A 17,706-nucleotide genomic window follows, 5' to 3' on the forward strand; every position below is an offset into this window, starting at 1 on the left:
AATGAATCCCACCGCCCTCATCCCCATCCTCGTGGTGGAAGACAGCATCGAAGACTTTACGGCCCTGAGCCGGGCCTTCTACAAAAACGCGGTGACCAACCCCGTGCTGCGCTGCGAAGACGGCGACCAAGCCCTCGAATACCTCAAGGGCTACGGCAAGCACCCGAACTGGCCCAGCCAGCTGCCCGTCATCATCCTGCTCGACCTCAATATGCCCGGCACCGATGGCCGCGCCGTGCTCGACGCACTGAAAAATGACCCGGCCCTGCAGAGTATTCCGGTTATCGTATTCACTACTTCGTCTAATAGCACCGATATTGCCGAGTGCTACCGCCTGGGGGCCAACAGCTACCTCACCAAGCCCATTGGCTACCCCGAGCTGGAAGAAAAAGTGCGGCTTATTATTCATTATTGGCTGGAGGCTTCCGAGCTTCCGCTGGCTGGCTAAACCTCTGTGAAGCGAATTTTACTGATTGACGACAACCCGGAGGACCGAATGCTGTACCGGCGCTTCCTGGGACAGAACGCTGGATTTCAGCGTATTGAAATCATAGAGGCTTCTTCGGGGGCCGAGGGCCTGGAGCAATTTCAGCTGCAGCAGCCCGACTGCGTTCTGCTCGATTACAACCTACCCGACACCGACGGCCTCGACCTGCTCGATGCCCTGAACGAGCTGGCCCCACCCGATACGCTATGCGTGGTGATGATAACCGGCGGCGGCAACGAAGCCCTGGCCGTGCGCGCCCTCAACTCCGGCGCCCTCGACTACCTGGTGAAACAGCAGTTCGACCGCGAGCTGCTCAATAAAACCGTGCTGTACGCCATCGAGAAAAACGAGTGGCGCCAGTACGTGGCCCGCTACCACGGCGAGCTGCAGGACGTGAACCGCGAGCTGCGCGACTCCCTGGCCGCGCTCACCGAAACCCGGCAGGAGCTCCACGAGAAAAACACCCAGCTCAGCGCCGCCAACCAGGAAATCGGGGCGCGCAACCGCCTCCTGGCCCGCACCAATCAGGACCTCGACAACTTCGTGTACGCGGCCAGCCACGACCTGCGCCAGCCCCTCAACAACCTGCGCGGCCTCTTCGACGAGCTTCGCCGCAGTGCCACCTTCCAGGACCCCGAGGAGGCCGTAGTGCTGCGCCTGCTGGAAGAATCGCTGCACAGCCTGTCCACCACCATCACCGACCTGGCCGCCGTGGTGCAGGAGCAGCGCAGCCCCGGCAAGCAGGCCGCCGAGGAGGTTGCCCTGACCAGCCTCGTGGCCGACGTGCTAAAGACCCTGCGCCCGCAGCTAACAGCCACCGAAGCCCGCGTCGACACCGATTTTGCCGGTTTGCCCGCCCTGAGCTACGTGCGCAGCAACCTGCGCACCATCCTCATCAACTTGCTGGGCAATGCCCTCAAATACCGGCATCCGGCCCGGGTGCCTCATATTCAGGTTCGTACCTATCAGGACAGTGGCTGCCCGGTACTCGAAGTGCGCGACAACGGCCTGGGCATGAACCTGGACCGCTACGGCTCCGAGCTATTCCAGCTGTTCCGGCGGTTTCACCCGCAGGCAGGCGAAGGCACGGGCGTGGGCCTGTTCCTCGTCAACCGGCTGGTGCATTCCGAGGGCGGCCACATCGCCGTCGAAAGTGAGGAAGGCCAAGGCACGGTATTCCGGGTATTTCTGCACGGCGAGGGCGGCCATTGCTAGCATTCAACGTTGTCATTCCGACGCAGGAGGAATCTGAAATAAGCCTGACCGACAGCTCATCTCAGATTCCTCCTGCGTCGGAATGACAGTTTTGGTTTCAGCGCACGCCCTGCGCGGGGAAGCGCCCCGACTTAGTGCGGTAAAACGCTTTAATTCGGGCTTCGTCGGCCTCGTAGTCGCCCGTAGGCCATACGGCTTCGCCGATGCCGGCTTCCTTTTCAGCATAGTCCAGATACCCCAGCCGAATGGGCACGTGCGCGCCCAGGGCAGCAAAATAGTAGCCCTTGCGCCAGCGCGGCTGGTAGGCGCGCGTGCCTTCCGGCGTGATGAGAATCACCAGGTCTTCGTGCGTATCAAACAGCTTCACCATGCCATCCACGAGGCTGTTGTTGCGGCTGCGGTCCACGGCCAGGCCCCCAATGGCCTTCACCAGCCAGCCCAGCGCCCAGTTTTCGGTCCACTCCTTTTTCACGGTGAAGCGCACCGGCACGCCCATCAGGTAGAAGGCGGCCCGGGCTATGATAATGTCCCAGTTGCTGGTGTGCGGGGCCGCAATTATCATGCTCTTCCTGATTTCGGGATTTTGAATCTCGCCCAGGTGCCAGCCGGCTACTTTGAACACGAGCGTGGCCATGGAATGCCAGAAGGGAGATTTTTCGCGAGGAGACATTGTCGAGGAATACGGGTAATAAGGGATGGGTTGGCTCTTCGGAACCCAACAGGGCCCCGAAGCAACTGGTAAAACTAGGCGTTTGAAGTAACTTATGGATGCCCGGCCCGGCCGAAAAGGACGAATATTAGCCTTCCGGAGGCGGCCAGTGCCTGCCGCCCATTCACAGCAGCGCCTGTAAAGCCTCGGCTTGGCCCATGGCGTAGCGGTAGCCAATTTCGAACAGCTCGGGGCCGCGCTTGTAGCTCAGGGGCCGGTAGTGGCGCAGCTCGGGCGGCTCCAGCAGCAGGTGGCACTGGCTTTTGCGGGCCGCCGTGTTGGCGTTGATGGCCAGGTGCAGGGTCCGCTCAACCAGGCGGCGGAAGGTGGGGATGCGGGCTTCGGGGTTGATGGGGTTGCAGTGCACGCCCACCACGCGCAGGTTGGGCTGGCCCAGCAGCGGCTCTACGGGCAGGTTATTGAGCAGGCCGCCGTCCACCAGCTGCCGGCCCTGGTACTCCACCGGCCGGTAGATAATGGGCACCGCCGACGAAGCCAGCAGCGGCGGCAGCAACGGCCCGGCGCTGAAATACACCGACTCGCCCACCATCAAATCCGTCGCCACCAAAGTCAGAGGCCGGCTCAAATCCTCAAAGTTGACCGTGCTGCCCAGGTGCCGGGCCAGCAGCTGCTCCACCGCATCGAGATGCAGCAGCCCAAACCGGCTAAACGCCGGCCGTGTGAGCCGAAAGACATTGGTGCTCAACAACAGCCGCAAAATCTCGCGCGGCGCAAAGCCCGCCGCATAAAACACGCTGGCAATGGCCCCCGAGCTCACGCCGGCCAGCCGCGCCACCGGCAGCTGCAGCTCATCGAGGGCCGCCAGCACGCCCAGATGCGCAATTCCGCGCGCGCCGCCTCCCGATAATGCCAACCCAAGCTGCGGACTGGTGGGTTGATGGATTGGTGGATTGACGGATTGTTGAGGAACCTGCACGTTGTTATCTATTGGTAGTTAGCTAGATACGGCTTTCTCATCCATCCGCCACTCCGCCAACTCACAAATCCGCCACTCGCAGGGTCTGGTCCAGGCGCACGCCTTTGTCGGTGAGGGTCACGGTGCAGGCTTCGTTGGTGGGATCGTGCTCCAGCAGCAGCACCCAATTTTCGACCGCAGCGCGGCGCAGCACGGCTTCTTTTTCGGGCATGGTAATGAGCGGGCGCACGTCGTAGCTCATCACGTAGGGCAACGGAATATGGGCGGCACTGGGCAGCAAATCGGCCATAAAGGCCAGCGTGTGGCCTTTGTAGTCCATCACCGGCACCATCATCTTCTCGGTGTGCCCGTCGGCCACAATAATTTCGCGGAACTGCGGCAGCGCATCAGGCACGCCCTTCTGCAGGTCGACAAACTTCAAATGCCCGCTTTCCTGAATCGGCAGAATATTCTCCTTCAGAAAGCTGGCCTTTTCGCGCGGGTTGGGCGTCACGGCCCAGTCCCAGTGCGCCTCGTTGCTCCAATAGGTAGCGTTGGGGAAAGCCAGCTGCAACACCCCATTGGGCCGGCGCTGCACCGAGCCGCCGCAGTGGTCGAAGTGCAGGTGCGTGAGAAAAACATCGGTAATATCGGCGCTGGTGAAGCCCAGCTTACGCAGGGATTTCTCCAGCGTGTCGTCGCCATGCAGGTAAAAATGCCCCCGAAACTTGTCGTCCTGCTTATCGCCAATGCCGTTGTCGATGAGCAGCAACCGGCCGCCGTCCTCAATCAGCAGGCAGCGCATGGCCCAGGTGCACATGTTATTGGCATCGGGCGGATTCAGCTTCTGCCACATGCTCTTGGGCACCACGCCAAACATGGCGCCGCCATCGAGCTTGAAAAGGCCGGTATCAATGGTATGAACTTTCATTATTTTAGCTGTTAGCTGCTGGCTATTAGCTGTTAGCTTTTTCAAATAACAAGAGCTGCTGACAGCTAATTGCTATAAGCTAACGGCTTAAAAAACTACTCCACCACCACGCCCATCGCCGAAAACTTATCAATCCGCTGTGAAATCCGGTCCTCCACCGAAATCGCGCTCAGTTCTTTCAGCGTCTTAAGCAGGGTGTTTTTCAGCGTTTCAATCATCACCTCGGGCGCAGTATGTGCCCCGCCCAGCGGCTCCTTCACGATGCCATCGACCAGCCCGGCCGATTTCATATCCGTGGCCGTAAGCTTGAGTGCCTCGGCCGCCTGCTCTTTATAATCCCAGGAGCGCCACAGAATGCTGCTGCACGATTCCGGCGAAATAACTGAATACCAAGTATTTTCCAGCATCAGCACCCGGTCGCCGATGGCAATACCCAGGGCCCCGCCGCTCGCTCCCTCCCCAATAACAACGCAGATAACCGGCACCTTCAGCATAAACATTTCCTTGAGGTTGCGGGCAATGGCCTCACCCTGCCCCCGCTCTTCGGCCTCCAGGCCCGGAAATGCACCGGGCGTATCAATCAATGTCACCACCGGCACGTTGAACTTTTCGGCCAGCTTCATCAGGCGCAGGGCCTTGCGGTAGCCCTCGGGGTTGGGCATGCCGAAGTTGCGAAACTGCCGCTGCTTGGTGTTGTGCCCCTTCTGCTGGCCAATAAACATAACGGCCTGCCCGTTAATCTCGCCGAAGCCGCCCACCATGGCCTTGTCGTCGCCCACGGTGCGGTCGCCGTGCAGTTCCACGAACTTATCGGCCATGCCATCTATATAGTCCAGGGTATAGGGCCGCTCCGGATGGCGCGACAGCTGCACCCGCTGCCAGCGCGTGAGGTTGGCGTAGGTTTCCTTTTTGAGGTCTTTAATACGTTTTTCCAGCGCCGCGACGGCTTCGCCTACTTCCACGTCGCTGTCGGCAGCGAGTTTCTGCATTTCAAGAAGCTTGCCTTCGAGGGCAGCAATAGGTTGTTCAAAATCAAGAAGCATGGACTGCGAAGCGTGTTTGCGTGGAGTGGGAAAGCGAAAATAGCGGGCGGCACAGTTAAAAAGGGGATTGGCCCTACTATCTGCGCCCCCAAATGCCGCTGCGAAGGCGGATGGCAAAGGTAAAACATCTGCCGTTGCGGCAAGGCGCAAAAATTAATGTTCCTGAGAAACAACCTCCAAGCTCCCAAACAGCCCTTTTTTTAAAGAAATATTGGCCCCATACTTGCAGGGCGCAGTTTTCTTACCCTACCTTTGTATCACCAAAACGGAAAAGCACACGGCTTCTCCACCAAGGCAAACGGTTTGGTAGTTCAGTTGGTTAGAATGCCGCCCTGTCACGGCGGAGGTCGCGGGTTCGAGTCCCGTCCAGACCGCTACCGTTTGCTAAAAAGGCCATTTCCTCACCGGAAATGGCCTTTTTGTTTTTTCAGTGGCATTTTCAGTGGCAGACCGGGTCGAGAATATAAAGGCTTCAGCCAACATACAATACCCCATTCGGACGTCCGCCTGCTATCAAATTGCCCTCACGCCCTCAGTTTGTTTTCATCATCCTCACACCGATTGTTATTTGGAGCACGCAGCCTTCACCTAGGTGTATAGTCCCAAGGCGTGGTGGTGTATTTTCCGGGCTGGGATTTCGCACGAATATATGGGACTGAGGTGGTCTAGGTAAAACGGACAGTGCAAAGTCTTAACTTTCACTGCCCATGACCGAGAAACTAAATTCTGGCGGCCTAGCCGCTACCCGCAAGAAATATACGCCGGCCTTCAAAGCGGAGTACGTCCGCCAAGTAGCCGCCGGTGCCCGGCAAAGCGACGTGGCCCGTGCCCAAGGCATCTCGCCCGCGTTGCTGGGACGCTGGCAACGCCAAGCGTTGGAAACAGCTGTGCCCAGCAGCGCGGAGCGCGACGAAATCCGGCAGCTGCGCGCCGCGCTCAAACGCGTGGAAATGGAGCGCGACATTTTAAAAAAAGTCGTGACCATCTTCTCCCAGCCCCCTCAGTGATGAGCCGCTACGCCTTTATCGCAGCCTGCACCGAGCCCTGGCCCGTGCAGGTACTCTGCTGCCTGTTGACGGTCAGTTCGGCCGGCTACTACCAGTGGCGGTAGCGCCCGGCCCCACCCGTGGCGCCGTGGCAGGCCGTGGCGCAGACAGCCTTCACACGTCATGCCCGCCGGTACGGGACGCGGCGCTTGCGGGCGGAATTACGCGCCGAAGGCCACGCCGTGAGCCGCTACGCGCTTCGCTCGTGGCTGCACCGCAACGGGCTGCGGGCGCTGAGCACCCGCCCGCAACACCCTGGCACGACGGTAGCGGACCCGGCGGCTGTGGTGGCCGAGAACCGGTTGCTCGGCCGCGCTGCCCCCACGGCCCCCGACCAGGTCTGGGTCGGGGACATCACCTATTTGTCCCTGGTGGGTGGACGCTGGTGCTACCTGCCCACCTGGCGCGACGCCTGCTCGCGCCGGGTCGTGGGCTGGCACCTAGCTGCGCAAATGCCCACCGAACTCGTACTGCTGGCCCTGGAACAGGCCCTGACCTTACGCCAGCCTGCCCCCGGCCTGCTTATTCACGCCGACTGCGGCAGCCAGTACACCAGCGCCGCCTGCCGCGCCCTCATTGAGCGGGCCAGGCCGTGCCCAGCTTCAGTCGGCCGGGCAACCCCTACGACAACGCCCAGGCCGAAGCGGGCTGGAGCACGCTTAAAACCGAACTGCTGCCCCACGGTACCGCTTTCGCCTCCCTGGAAGAAGCCCGCTTGGAAGTGGCCCACTACCTCGACACCTACTTCAATCTCGACCGCCGCCACTCCGCCTTGGGCTATCGCTCGCCCCACCAATTTGAACAGGAACTCAAATCAACCCTACCTTAGCTCACTGTCCGTTTTACCTAGACCACCCCAATCTGCGTTGTTCACTCAGTACGCAATTCCAAGGCTGGCTCGCGAAATCTTAAGTATTCCACATCACAATATCTACCGAGATGAAAAAACTTTACATACCGCTTGCATTAGGCATTTTTGCTTTTGCAAGCTGTACATCAAACTCATCAGAAGAATCTAGCTCCGCTACTACAATTGATGCTTCTGACTCCAACTACAGTACCAGTGAGCAACAGACCGAAGCACCATCATCCTATAGTAGTAGCGATGATGTGCACTACAGCAACCCCAATACGGGTACGCAAAGCGACTACACCCTTGATGTGGACTACGATAGTAATGGGGATGTAGAACGAATCAACTTTAGTAGACTTGTTGCGAGCTATTAATCACAGATTTAAGCTGAAATTCCACAAGCCCGCACACACTCCCAGCACGTCATTGTACAGGTTCAAATTATGCAAACGTAATCGGTCTTCCAAAATTCGATAACGTTTCAATCCGCCAATGCTATGCTCTACGGTAATTCGTTCACTTGCTTGTTTTGTATTTATTTCTCGTTGTTCATCGGTGAGTTCTTTCCCTTTCGGCTTTTTGATAGGAATAAAAACTTTCCGGCAAACGTAGTCTTTCGCGAAGCCCAAAAACCCCAGGTCCAACCGCACCTTGAACTTTTTAAACCACTCTTTATCAACTGGTAAAATGCTTTTTAGCACACTGTAGTCGTGGTGTCTTCCGCCGTAACAACGGCTGATAAAACCAATCCAGCGAATGGTCGTTGAAATAACTATCTCTTTTACGGCGTGTATTTTTTTTTACCGCTATAGTAGTCTTTTTGCATCTCTTTATTTCCTGGTCGTTGCTTGCGTTGCTCTGTTCCATCGACCAATAACGTCTCGTGTTCCTGAAAATAGGCTTCAAATTCGGCCACTGTCGCAAATTCCCGCTTTGGCGCATGCCCGGTTTGCTCCAGCGCTTCTTGGAGCACCGTAATGCCTAATTCCTGGTTGCGTTTCGCGTTGGAACCGTCCATCCCACTGACCAATCCCAACAAATCATACGTCAAGTTTGCTTTGAAGCTGAATAGGGTGAAAAGCAGTAATTCTTCTTCTGTTTTAAGGGCTACTTCATACGGCGCAAAAGCCCCACGTTCAATCATATCTGTTCCATTTAACCGAAAATACGCCTGCTTAAAATGCGCCAAAAGCTGCGCAAAACGCTCCGCCGTGAGTCCCGTGGCAGCACGCCATTTACGCGAAGTAGTGAGGTTTTTTACGGAAAAGTTCATGTTCTAAATTTAAGTACAGTTTGTCGAAAATTCCGCACTTCACTCACTTCGCAACAAGTCTACTATAAGGGAAGCACAGTCAGTTAAGGAAGCGTTCGAGAAAAAGATATCTGAATATGAACAAGTAGCACAGTCTATAACTAATTTTCTGTTAAAAGTTAAAGGTGTGCACTCAGCCAGGTACAGAGTGAAAGACCCAAAAAATTTATTTAACAAAATCATTAGAAAGAAAAAAGCACTTCCAAACAGAAATATTACATTATCTAATTACGAATTGGAAATCAATGATTTAGCAGGTGTTAGGGTATTACATCTATTTAAAGGCGGTTGGGAAAGAATTCACAAATACATTACCCAAACGTGGACTCTAAAGGAACAGCCCATTGCATATTATCGCACTGGCGACTCCCCCACTATGCTCGATAGATTTTCTAAGCAAGGCTGCGATTTACGTGTTCATCCCGCTGCTTATCGCTCAGTACATTATGTTATCGAAACCTCAACTACCAAGGAAAAAAAGTACGTTGAAATTCAAGTCAGGACTATTTTTGAAGAAGGTTGGAGCGAAGTAGACCACAGAATTCGCTACCCAAATAATACTGACAATCAATTAGTCAACGATATGCTAATGATGCTTAATCGACTAGCTGGGAACGCAGACGAAATGAGCAGTTTTATACAAGAACTGAATCTTTACATCAAGGAATCTCAATGGGAATTTAAAGCCTTAGAGCTAGAGAAAGACCAGCAAATAGCAGAACTTAAAGAGATTATTAAGAATGCCAATTTATCTCCCGGCGACAAGAATAAGTTTGAGAATGTTGCAGATAGAATGAGTGCTGCGGACAATGCTGCGGCTTTTGCCAAGGGCATATTCTTAACTAACCCTTTCCCAAAATTACCTTCGCTTGCTGGCCTCAAGGCAAGAGGGCTAATGACTGACCCAGAGACTCCACCGAAATCAGAGGCAAAAACAGTTGAACCGGCAAGCGAGCAATAATTCGACATGAAAACCATTCTCCATTTCCGCCTCGACGTTCTGGTCGCTGATGGCAACACCCCTATACAGCTCACCATCATCTGGGATGATAACTCCTTAAAATCAATGCCCCTTGCTCTAGCTTAGCATGGAAGTAACCCGTCAGCTCCGCCTCGACCTACTTACTAAAAAGGGCTTGGCTCCCATCCAGCTCACCTTCTGCTGGGAGGGCCAGCGTCTGCGCAAGGGCTCGGGCGAAAAGTGCGACCCCAAGCACTGGAATGCCAAGCGCGAGGAAGTGAAGCCCACACCCGGCAATTTCGCCGCCGACACCAACCTAGTACTGGAGCGCTACACCCAGGCCGCGCAGGCTGCTGAGCACGCGGCCATCCTCACCCGCCAAAAGCTCGACAAGGCGCAGATGAGCGCCGAAATCAACCGCCGCTACTCTCTGCTCGCCGCCGGCGACGAAGCCCAAGCCACCAGCGAGGAAATAGCTCCCCTACCGCAGGTGGAAGCCGCCCCGCCCGGCGTGCTTGACTACTACGACCAATGGCTGGGCGAGCAGACCCGAAAAACATCCAACAAGTCGGGTCAGGGCCTGAGCAAGTCCTACTTAGCCAGCCTAGCTAACTCCCGCGATGTGCTGGCCGACTTCGCAGAAAAGGATGCGCCTCTAGCCTTCCCCATCCTCGACCACGCCTGGTACGCCCGCTTCAGCGAGTTCTTCTTCGAGGGTGAATGGGGCGAGTCGGTGAACACCTTTGGGAAGCATGTGCGCCACCTCAAATCCTTCCTGGCTTGGGCCGAGGACAGGGAGCTGCCTGTGAATCGCAAGTACCGTCGCTTCGAAGCCCCCGACGAGTACATCGGGGCCGATGCCCTCACCGAGGCCGAGCTGCTGCGCTTGGCCGCCGTGGATTTCCGTACCGAGGCCGCCCGCGCCTACGTGCACCAGCAGTTCGAGCAGCTCGACCCGGCCCTGCAGGCGCTAGCCGGCCAGAAGAAAGGTATGCGCCGCAGCCAGGCCGACCCACTGCGCGTGGCCGAGCGCCTGCGCATGCTGGAGCTCTCCCGCGACAAACTATTGGAGTGCTGCTATTTCGGCCTGCGCATATCCGACGCCGACAAGCTCAGCCGTCGGCAGATTCACGGACAGCTCGTGCGCCTGAAGGCCAGCAAGACTCGCAAGGAGTGCTTCATCCCCTACTTCGACGACGACGTGTTCAAGCCCGTGGCTCTGGTCGAGAAATACGCCGCGCAGCACCTGCCCACCTGCCTACCCGTGGTATATGGCCTCTCCGACTACCTGCCCCACGTCCAGGCGCTCGCCGACCTCACCCGCTTCAAGCTCACGAGCAAGGTAGGCCGCAAAACCTTCGTCACCCTCAAGATTGCCCAGGGTGTGCCCCGCGCCCAAGTCATGCAAGCCACCGGTCACCGCACCGAGGCCAGCTTCAACCGCTACCTGGGCGTGGTGGAGCACGAATTAGTCGAGACTTTCCGCAAAACGGCCCGCTCAGTGGCAAAAACCAGTGGCAAACCGCTGCCAGACGTCGCTTAGCATAGCGCAGTCCAACCACCTAAAATGCCGTTCCTAGTGCGTGAGGGCACTTTAGTTAAGCTCTATTAAGCGGCGTCAAGCGTCCTATAGTCCCGTCCAGACCGCTACCGTTTGCTAAAAAGGCCCTTCACTTGCAGTGAAGGGCCTTTTTGTTTTTTCAGTGACAGCCTGGCCTTTTGGTAGCGTAAAAATGGAATACTGTGCAGGCCATACCGCCATCAAGAGCATGGCCCAGACCCGTGCCGTGGGCGTAAAAATGGAATACTGTGCAGGCCATACGGGGGCTCATTACTGAAAGATGGTAGTGGTGTAAGTGACGGCGGGGTTAACGGCGCTGACCGTGGTGCCATAAGTTATTGATAGGTTGAGTGGAGCCGGTGAAAAGCGGATAGGGCAACGCGCCCAAGCCAGTACCGACAATGCAAATACCTGTATTCTTCAGGTTTGTGAAAGCAGGCCCCGCAGGTTTCTGTCTGTTCGCATCTGGTGCAACAGGCTCTCCCGGGCCTGCGACGCCCACAACCACCTGCTGGCACTTCCCGATAGCTACCTTGACGAACAAGTGGGCCGAACGATATCAGGTGGTCCCACTACGCTTCCACCCGCTTTGTGAGCAGGGTGGCCAGCTAGCTGCGCGCAAAACAATAGCAACCGTCTGGTAATGAAACGGCGGCTATTTACCAACAGCCGGCTGCCCACTTCTAAAAAAGCAATTGGCTGCCGAAACTGTTTAGCTGCTTGCAGCAACCAATTGCTGTTGCGAAAACCCTTTAATAGGACTTACGCACTCGACTATACAAGTGCTTGAATGAGTGGTTTTTGGAGCAAATCCCGCAGGTAGGGTGCCCATTGCTGTTGTTACGCCTGATAAATAGTTTGCCCCATGCGGCGGGCGTGTTGACGCAGCGATACCCAGGCCAAGTAACAACAGGCCAAGTGGTTGCGTTGCGCCATCTCCTTCCGGCACTGGCACTTCTCTGACCCCGTCAACTGTTTGAAGCTGCGGTGAAACTCCTCTACCTGCCAACGCACCTGCACGGCTTCAATCACCATTTCGCGGGTCAGATGAGCAGCCAAGTGGTTGGTAATAACCCATTCAATGTCGCCGTTCGTGGCCACTAGCTTGAAGCGTTTTACGCCAAAGGGCACTTCTTTCAGGCGCACTTCCACGCCCTGACTCCAACCGCCGGGCGGCGGCTCCAGCGTAGTCAGGCCTTGGTAGCCGCTTTCTTTGGCCAGGCTCACCAACCGGTTGCTTTTCAGGGTCGTGAAAAACGTCCAACCGGCACGATGAATGCGTTTCAAATTCGTGCTGCCCGCATACCAGAAATCAAATAAAATGGTGCGTGCCAGTAGTTTGCCCTCCGCCGCAACCTGGTCAAACATGGCCAGAAAATGGTCGTTTTTCGTCTGTTCGTCTTGGTCTTCTTGGTCGGGCGCGCAGGTGCGCGTAGGTGCGGTAATCCAGGGGTAGGAAATCCCCGGCTTCGCCGCTACTATGCCCCAAATTGACCAGCCCAATGCCGGTGACCATGCCGTGCGCGTTGCCCGAATACAGCCGCTTGGTCAGGGCGATAAAGCGGTTGTGGCGTTGGTCTTGTACGCTGTCGTCGACGAGCAGAAAAACCGCAGGCGAATCGTGGAGCAAGGGCTGAACTAATTCGCGCAACTAATTGATTGGCAGTGTGCTCGTGCGCAAAAACTGATTTACCTGGTCGTGGCTTACATCGGGCAGATGGGCTGTCAAATGCGTGCAGGTGTAGTTCGTGGGCGTACTGAGCAGGTACTCGATGTAAGCGGTTTGGGTCAGCATGAGCGGGCGGTTTTGCTTAAAGTACCCCAAAATGCGTAAGTCCTATTTAACCAAGTACTCGCATGAAAATTGGAATCATTGGAGCCGGCCACATCGGCAGCGCCCTTGCCGTGCGGCTCACAAGTCTCGGTCACTCGGTCCTCATTGCCAACTCCCGCGGCCCCGAAACACTAAAGGGTGTGGCCCAGAAAACCGGCGCAACACCCGCCACGGCTCAGGAAGCGGCCCACTACGGTGAAATTATCGTGGTAACCATTCCGCTGAAAAACATCCCCGACCTGCCCAAAGACCTGTTTGAGGGTGTGCCAGCTGATGTGCCGATTATTGATACGAGCAACTATTACCCCCTGCTGCGCGATGGCCGGATACCCGAGCTGGAAAGCAGCGACCTGACCGAAAGCGAATGGGTGCAGCAGCACCTGGGCCGCCCCGTGGTGACGGTGTTCAACAACATCTACGCCGACCACCTCGAAAAAAAGGGCCAGCCCGCTGGCACGCCTGGCCGCATTTCCCTGCCCGTGGCCGGCGATGATGCCGCCGCCAAGCAACAGGTAATGGCCCTGGTGGATGAACTGGGCTTTGATGCCGTGGACGATGGCAGCCTGCACGAGTCGTGGCGGCAGCAGCCCGGCACGCCGTACTATGGGGCCGATATGCCCGCCGATAAGCTGCGCGAGCACCTGGCCAGTCTGGGCACTCAGCGTACGCCGGAGCAGCACGCCGAATTCCTGGCCAACCACGCCAAGCAGGGAAAGGAAATGATGAAGCAGTTTCAGCAGTCTTCTTCGGCCGAATAGTCAGCTGATGGATAAAACGTTATGAAAAGAGCCGTGGCGAAGGTCATGGCTCTTTTTTTGGCAATCCCTATGGCAGTACGTTCTTGCAGCTTCTATTTGCCTCATCTGCACCACCAAATGAAACTCATCCGCTACGGCCAGCCCGGCCACGAGAAGCCGGGCGTCATCATCCAGGACCAACAATTCGACGTTTCGGCCTTCGGAGAAGATTACAACGAGACGTTTTTCGCCTCCCACGGCCTGCAACGACTCCGGGAATTCCTGCTGGCCAACGAAGGCCAACTCGCGCCCATCGCCGCTGACGAACGGCTCGGCCCGCCCGTGGCCCGGCCTTCCAAAATCCTGTGCATCGGCCTGAACTACGCCGACCATGCCCGCGAAACCGGCGCCACGCCCCCGCCCGAGCCGGTACTGTTCATGAAGTCGACCACGGCCTACGTAGGGCCGAACGACGACCTCATCATCCCCAAAAACTCGGTGAAAACCGACTGGGAAGTGGAGCTGGCCGTGGTTATCGGCAAACGCGCTTCCTACATCACGGAGGCTGATGCGCCCGCTTACATCGCCGGCTACGCGCTGCACAACGACGTGTCGGAGCGTGAGTTCCAGCTGGAGCGCAGCGGCACCTGGGACAAGGGCAAGGGCTGCGACACCTTTGCGCCGGTCGGCCCGTTCCTGGCCACGCCCGATGAGATTGGCGATGTCGACAACCTACGCCTCTGGCTCTCGGTGAACGGCCAAATGATGCAGGACGGCACCACCGCCAACCTCATTTTCAAGATTCCCTTCCTGATTTCCTATCTCAGCCAGTTTATGACGCTGCTGCCCGGCGACATCATCTCGACCGGTACGCCGGCCGGCGTGGGCCTGGGCATGCAGCCGCCCGTGTACCTCCGGCCCGGCGATGTGGTGGAGTTGGGCATCGACGGCCTGGGCACTTCGCGGCAGGAGGTGAAAGCGTATTCAGCAGCTTCCTAACGCACAAAACCCCCACTACTGGTCAAAAAACATTAAATAGTCGGGTATAATCGGCTTAATTTAATGCGGGCATCAGCGGTTTTGAATTGCCAGTTGCGCGGTTTTAGGTTGGCATTTTGCTTGTTTTTCCACCGTTCGACGACCGCCTGCACGGCTTCTTTGCTCGAAAAGGAGCGGTCAAGCACTTGGCGCGTGAGGACGGAGAATTCAATTTCGGCCATATTCAGCCACGACCCGTGGACGGGGGGGTAAATGATTTCCATCCGCTGCACATAGGCCCGGGCGACTTCCGGTGGGAAGTGGGCGTAGAAGTTGCTGATTCGGTGCGTACTCAGGTTGTCCATCACCCAGCGCACTTTTTTCGCTTCCCGAGAGGTCGTGTCCATTAGCCGGGCCACGAACTGCACCCACGTGGCGGCTTTGTGGTCGTTCTCCACGGTCAACTCGCGCCAACCGCGCAACGGTTCGCGGGCGACGAACAACTCCACCACGCCCCGGCGCACGTATTCCGAATCGCGGTGTGGCTGCCCGTTGGAAGCAGTAAATTCTTGGTAATCGAGTAGTTGTTTAGGCGATTCGTCCAGGCACACGACGGGAAAATCCGCGTCGTAGGGCTGCTCGTACACGTCGAGCACCTGCTCCATCTGGCACACAAAGGCCGCGTTCTCTTCGGCCGGAATCACCCATTGCATGGGGCCCTGAAAAGGCTTAAGTTCGTTTTTTTTTAGCAGCCGCGCCACCATTGTGGTCGAAATATGCTCGACCACCTGCAACTCCACCAGCCGGTTGGCCAGCATCCCCAACTGCCAGCGCGGGTGGTCGTCGGGGGGACTTTGGCAGAGCAAGACCGTCAGATGGGCTTCTACCCGACCATCTATCTTCTTGTCAGAGCGCGTTTTACGTACTTTCGGCTCGAACATCTTCAGGCCTTCCTCGCAGAACTGACGGCGTACCCGTTCCACCGTGCGCGTGCAGATGCCCAGCACGGCAGCCAGTTCCAGGGCCGGGCGGCGCCCGGTCTGCTCGTCGCTGTTCAACAAAATTTGAATGTCCCGAAGTTTAGCCGAATGGGCTTTATACTTCTTCTGCCACCCCTCTAGGGTCTGGCGTTCGTCGGCGGTCAGGTAAAGGCGATAAAGGGTCATAACGAAGGACTTAGTCACCCTTAATCCGACACGACCAATTAAAGTTTTTGGACCACTACTTCATAAAAGAAATCAGCCTGCAATTACCGCCCCATCCAGCCGCCATCCACGGTGAGGATGGTGCCGTGCACGTAATCGGAAGCGGCCGAGGTGAGGAACACGGTGGGGCCTTTAAAATCCGCCGGGGTGCCCCAGCGGCCGGCCGGAATGCGGCCCAGAATGGTCTGGCTACGCTCTGCGTCCTGGCGCAGGGCAGTGGTATTGTCGGTGGCGATGTAGCCGGGGGCAATGGCATTTACGTGCACTCCCTGGCCGACCCATTCGTTGGCCAGCGCCTTCACCAGGCTGCCAAGGGCACCCTTGCTGGCCGTGTAGCCGGGCACGTTGAGGCCGCCCTGGAAGGTGAGCAGCGAAGCCGTGAAGATGATTTTGCCGCTGCCCTGCCGCAGCATCTGGCCGCCAATGGCGCGGGCCTGGCGAAACGGCGCGTCGAGGTTAATGGCCAGCATGTCGTCCTGGTCCGAATGTTCGGCGGCGGGGGCGCGACGGATAGTGTCGGCGTTGTTGATGAAGATGTCGATGCGCGGGAAATCCTGCTGCACCCGTGCGATGAAGGCATCGGTGGCGGTACGCTGGCTGAAATCGGCCTGGTAGGCGTGGAAAGCGCGACCCAGCGCCCGCACCTAGCGGCCGGTGTCACCGCCATCGGCCGCCAGCGTGGCCGATACACCGATGATGTCGGCCCCGGTATTGGCCAGCCCCAGGACCATGGCCTGGCCAATACCTTTGTTACAGCCGGTTACCAGCGCAATTTTTCCGGTCAGGCTGAAGGCGGAATTACTGTTCATGCGGCAAGAAATGGATGGCTGAAAAATGTGACTACCCAAAAATAGCGCCGCCCGCCCGGCGCGCTCTGCCACCCGCTACCGGGTATCGTCGGCGCTTATGCCACGCGCAATGAGCAGCCCGAACAGATTTAGCCATTCTACCCATGCACATTCGGCAATCCAAGCCACTGCAAACCAGAAAGATGAGGCACGGGCAACTCGCAAAATAATTGCACCTTGCGGCAGCTTTCACCGGCCAGTTTGCACGGCTAATTCACTTCGTAAACCATGAAGAAAACGCTTTTCAGCGTCTCATTGAGCCTGCTAATGGCGCTCAGCAGCGCGAAACCTGCTTTCGCCCAAAGCACCCCGGCGGTCAGCCACGTCGCGCTATACGTCTTCGACCTGCAGAAGAGCGTGGATTTCTACGGCAAGGTGCTGGAGTTGCAGCAGATTCCGGAGCCGTTTAAGGACGGCCGGCACGTCTGGTTTCGGATGGGGCCGCACAGCCAGCTGCACATCATTCAGGGCTCGGCCAAAGTGGAGCCGCACGATAAGAACCTGCACCTGGCTTTCAGCGTGAAAGACCTGAAGAAATTCACCGCCCACCTCGACCAGCTCGCCACCACCTACGGCAGCTGGGCCGGGCTGGCCAAGGAATCGACCGCCCGGCCCGATGGGGTAAAACAAGTATATCTGCAGGACCCGGATAATTACTGGGTGGAGGTGAACGACGACCCGTTTTAGGGTATGCGGGCAGTAATAAACTGACCGTCATGCAGCGCGCAGCGAAGCATCTTTACCGCTCAACGCAATCAATCACCATTGCGGTAAAGATGCTTCGCTGCGCGCTGCATGACAGCATTTTGCCTGATATCCACGGGTCCTAGACCTGCCCCGCTTCTACCAGCCCGGCTGATACGTGCGCTTCACAAACTGGTTGGCCTCCTCGAAATTGGTGACGCGCAGCTGCTGCGGGTCCCAAAGCAGCTCGATGCCGCGGCCGGGGTAGTCGAAGCCCGTGCCGATGGTTTTGGGCCGCTGAATATCGTAGCCGCGAATGGCGAGGTTGGCCATGAGCAGGGCTTCGGTGAGCGGGCCGGCCAGCTCAAAGGGCGAACTGACGGCTT

Annotated in this window: 17 protein-coding genes, 1 tRNA gene and 4 pseudogenes; 12 read left to right on the plus strand and 10 right to left on the minus strand. The window is 57.3% G+C overall.

All coding sequences use genetic code 11. From position 1 onward, the window contains the following. Window position 1 precedes the first annotated feature (1 nt). Window positions 2-448 carry a response regulator gene (locus tag KQ661_RS14435; RefSeq protein WP_216688992.1) on the plus strand — a complete coding sequence of 149 codons (447 nt, stop codon included), beginning with the start codon at window positions 2-4 and terminating at the stop codon, window positions 446-448. Window positions 449-454: 6 nt separating this feature from the next. Beyond that, window positions 455-1,702 carry a sensor histidine kinase gene (locus KQ661_RS14440; protein ID WP_216688993.1) on the plus strand — a complete coding sequence of 416 codons (1,248 nt, stop codon included), beginning with the start codon at window positions 455-457 and terminating at the stop codon, window positions 1,700-1,702. Window positions 1,703-1,799: 97 nt separating this feature from the next. Here the strand turns inward: KQ661_RS14440 and KQ661_RS14445 are convergent, their stop codons facing one another. The 4 genes from KQ661_RS14445 to KQ661_RS14460 form a co-directional block, all read right to left on the minus strand. Continuing rightward, entirely contained in the window at window positions 1,800-2,372 is a 573-nt protein-coding gene (locus KQ661_RS14445; RefSeq protein ID WP_216688994.1) for a 1-acyl-sn-glycerol-3-phosphate acyltransferase, read from the minus strand. A gap of 163 nt (window positions 2,373-2,535) precedes the next feature. After that, window positions 2,536-3,285 (minus strand): patatin-like phospholipase family protein, encoded by a 750-nt coding sequence (locus tag KQ661_RS14450; protein ID WP_226915579.1) that lies wholly within the window; start codon window positions 3,283-3,285, stop codon window positions 2,536-2,538. Between the two features lie 124 nt (window positions 3,286-3,409). Then, window positions 3,410-4,258, minus strand: a complete 849-nt coding sequence (locus KQ661_RS14455) for an MBL fold metallo-hydrolase (RefSeq protein WP_216688995.1) — start codon at window positions 4,256-4,258, stop codon at window positions 3,410-3,412. A 95-nt stretch (window positions 4,259-4,353) separates the two neighbouring features. Next, complete coding sequence (locus tag KQ661_RS14460; protein ID WP_216688996.1) at window positions 4,354-5,301, minus strand: acetyl-CoA carboxylase carboxyltransferase subunit alpha; 948 nt, start codon at window positions 5,299-5,301, stop codon at window positions 4,354-4,356. A 300-nt stretch (window positions 5,302-5,601) separates the two neighbouring features. On the opposite strand from KQ661_RS14460, the gene KQ661_RS14465 reads away from it, so the two are divergent. The 5 genes and pseudogenes from KQ661_RS14465 to KQ661_RS14485 all read left to right on the plus strand — a co-directional run bounded on the left by KQ661_RS14465 (window position 5,602) and on the right by KQ661_RS14485 (window position 7,574). Continuing rightward, a tRNA-Asp gene (locus tag KQ661_RS14465) sits at window positions 5,602-5,675 on the plus strand. 333 nt (window positions 5,676-6,008) lie between these two features. Then, window positions 6,009-6,308: a transposase gene (locus KQ661_RS14470; RefSeq protein ID WP_216727333.1), complete on the plus strand. Its 300-nt coding sequence runs from the start codon at window positions 6,009-6,011 to the stop codon at window positions 6,306-6,308. A gap of 137 nt (window positions 6,309-6,445) precedes the next feature. After that, window positions 6,446-6,919: pseudogene (locus KQ661_RS23085) on the plus strand (DDE-type integrase/transposase/recombinase); the annotation flags it as partial. 20 nt (window positions 6,920-6,939) lie between these two features. Next, window positions 6,940-7,176 (plus strand): integrase core domain-containing protein, encoded by a 237-nt coding sequence (locus tag KQ661_RS14480; protein ID WP_216727334.1) that lies wholly within the window; start codon window positions 6,940-6,942, stop codon window positions 7,174-7,176. 110 nt (window positions 7,177-7,286) lie between these two features. Next, a complete protein-coding gene (locus KQ661_RS14485) occupies window positions 7,287-7,574 on the plus strand; it encodes a hypothetical protein (RefSeq protein ID WP_216727335.1) in 288 nt (95 codons plus the stop codon). Here the strand turns inward: KQ661_RS14485 and KQ661_RS14490 are convergent, their stop codons facing one another. Then, the gene (locus KQ661_RS14490) at window positions 7,575-7,994 is read right to left on the minus strand and encodes a transposase family protein (RefSeq protein ID WP_216680677.1); all 420 of its coding nucleotides are present in this window, start codon (window positions 7,992-7,994) and stop codon (window positions 7,575-7,577) included. It lies immediately after the preceding gene. Next, window positions 7,982-8,473 carry a transposase family protein gene (locus KQ661_RS14495; protein WP_216686216.1) on the minus strand — a complete coding sequence of 164 codons (492 nt, stop codon included), beginning with the start codon at window positions 8,471-8,473 and terminating at the stop codon, window positions 7,982-7,984. Before KQ661_RS14495 ends, KQ661_RS14490 begins: the two co-directional genes overlap by 13 nt. Before the next feature lie 187 nt (window positions 8,474-8,660). On the opposite strand from KQ661_RS14495, the gene KQ661_RS14500 reads away from it, so the two are divergent. Continuing rightward, a complete protein-coding gene (locus tag KQ661_RS14500; RefSeq protein ID WP_216727336.1) occupies window positions 8,661-9,473 on the plus strand; it encodes a RelA/SpoT domain-containing protein in 813 nt (270 codons plus the stop codon). A 127-nt stretch (window positions 9,474-9,600) separates the two neighbouring features. Beyond that, window positions 9,601-11,016, plus strand: coding sequence for a phage integrase SAM-like domain-containing protein (locus KQ661_RS14505; protein WP_216727337.1), 1,416 nt, complete (start codon window positions 9,601-9,603; stop codon window positions 11,014-11,016). A gap of 792 nt (window positions 11,017-11,808) precedes the next feature. On the opposite strand, the pseudogene KQ661_RS23275 reads toward KQ661_RS14505, so the two are convergent. Continuing rightward, window positions 11,809-12,829: pseudogene (locus tag KQ661_RS23275) on the minus strand (IS701 family transposase). A 62-nt stretch (window positions 12,830-12,891) separates the two neighbouring features. On the opposite strand from KQ661_RS23275, the gene KQ661_RS14525 reads away from it, so the two are divergent. Together KQ661_RS14525 and KQ661_RS14530 are read left to right on the plus strand one after the other, a co-directional pair. Next, on the plus strand, window positions 12,892-13,626 hold the full coding sequence (locus KQ661_RS14525) for an NADPH-dependent F420 reductase (protein WP_216727340.1): 735 nt from the start codon (window positions 12,892-12,894) through the stop codon (window positions 13,624-13,626). A 117-nt stretch (window positions 13,627-13,743) separates the two neighbouring features. Continuing rightward, the gene (locus KQ661_RS14530) at window positions 13,744-14,604 is read left to right on the plus strand and encodes a fumarylacetoacetate hydrolase family protein (RefSeq protein ID WP_216689041.1); all 861 of its coding nucleotides are present in this window, start codon (window positions 13,744-13,746) and stop codon (window positions 14,602-14,604) included. Window positions 14,605-14,636: 32 nt separating this feature from the next. On the opposite strand, the gene KQ661_RS14535 is transcribed toward KQ661_RS14530, so the two are convergent. Together KQ661_RS14535 and KQ661_RS14540 are read right to left on the minus strand one after the other, a co-directional pair. Continuing rightward, window positions 14,637-15,749, minus strand: coding sequence for an IS630 family transposase (locus tag KQ661_RS14535; RefSeq protein ID WP_216727341.1), 1,113 nt, complete (start codon window positions 15,747-15,749; stop codon window positions 14,637-14,639). Window positions 15,750-15,832: 83 nt separating this feature from the next. Next, window positions 15,833-16,597: pseudogene (locus KQ661_RS14540) on the minus strand (SDR family oxidoreductase). A 267-nt stretch (window positions 16,598-16,864) separates the two neighbouring features. On the opposite strand from KQ661_RS14540, the gene KQ661_RS14545 reads away from it, so the two are divergent. Further along, a complete protein-coding gene (locus KQ661_RS14545) occupies window positions 16,865-17,323 on the plus strand; it encodes a VOC family protein (RefSeq protein ID WP_216727342.1) in 459 nt (152 codons plus the stop codon). A 156-nt stretch (window positions 17,324-17,479) separates the two neighbouring features. Here KQ661_RS14545 and KQ661_RS14550 read toward each other — a convergent pair. After that, window positions 17,480-17,701 (minus strand): annotated as a pseudogene (locus KQ661_RS14550) (gfo/Idh/MocA family oxidoreductase); the annotation flags it as partial. Window positions 17,702-17,706: the final 5 nt, after the last annotated feature.

Origin of the sequence: Hymenobacter siberiensis, assembly GCF_018967845.1 — a bacterium.
GTDB lineage: Bacteria > Bacteroidota > Bacteroidia > Cytophagales > Hymenobacteraceae > Hymenobacter > Hymenobacter siberiensis.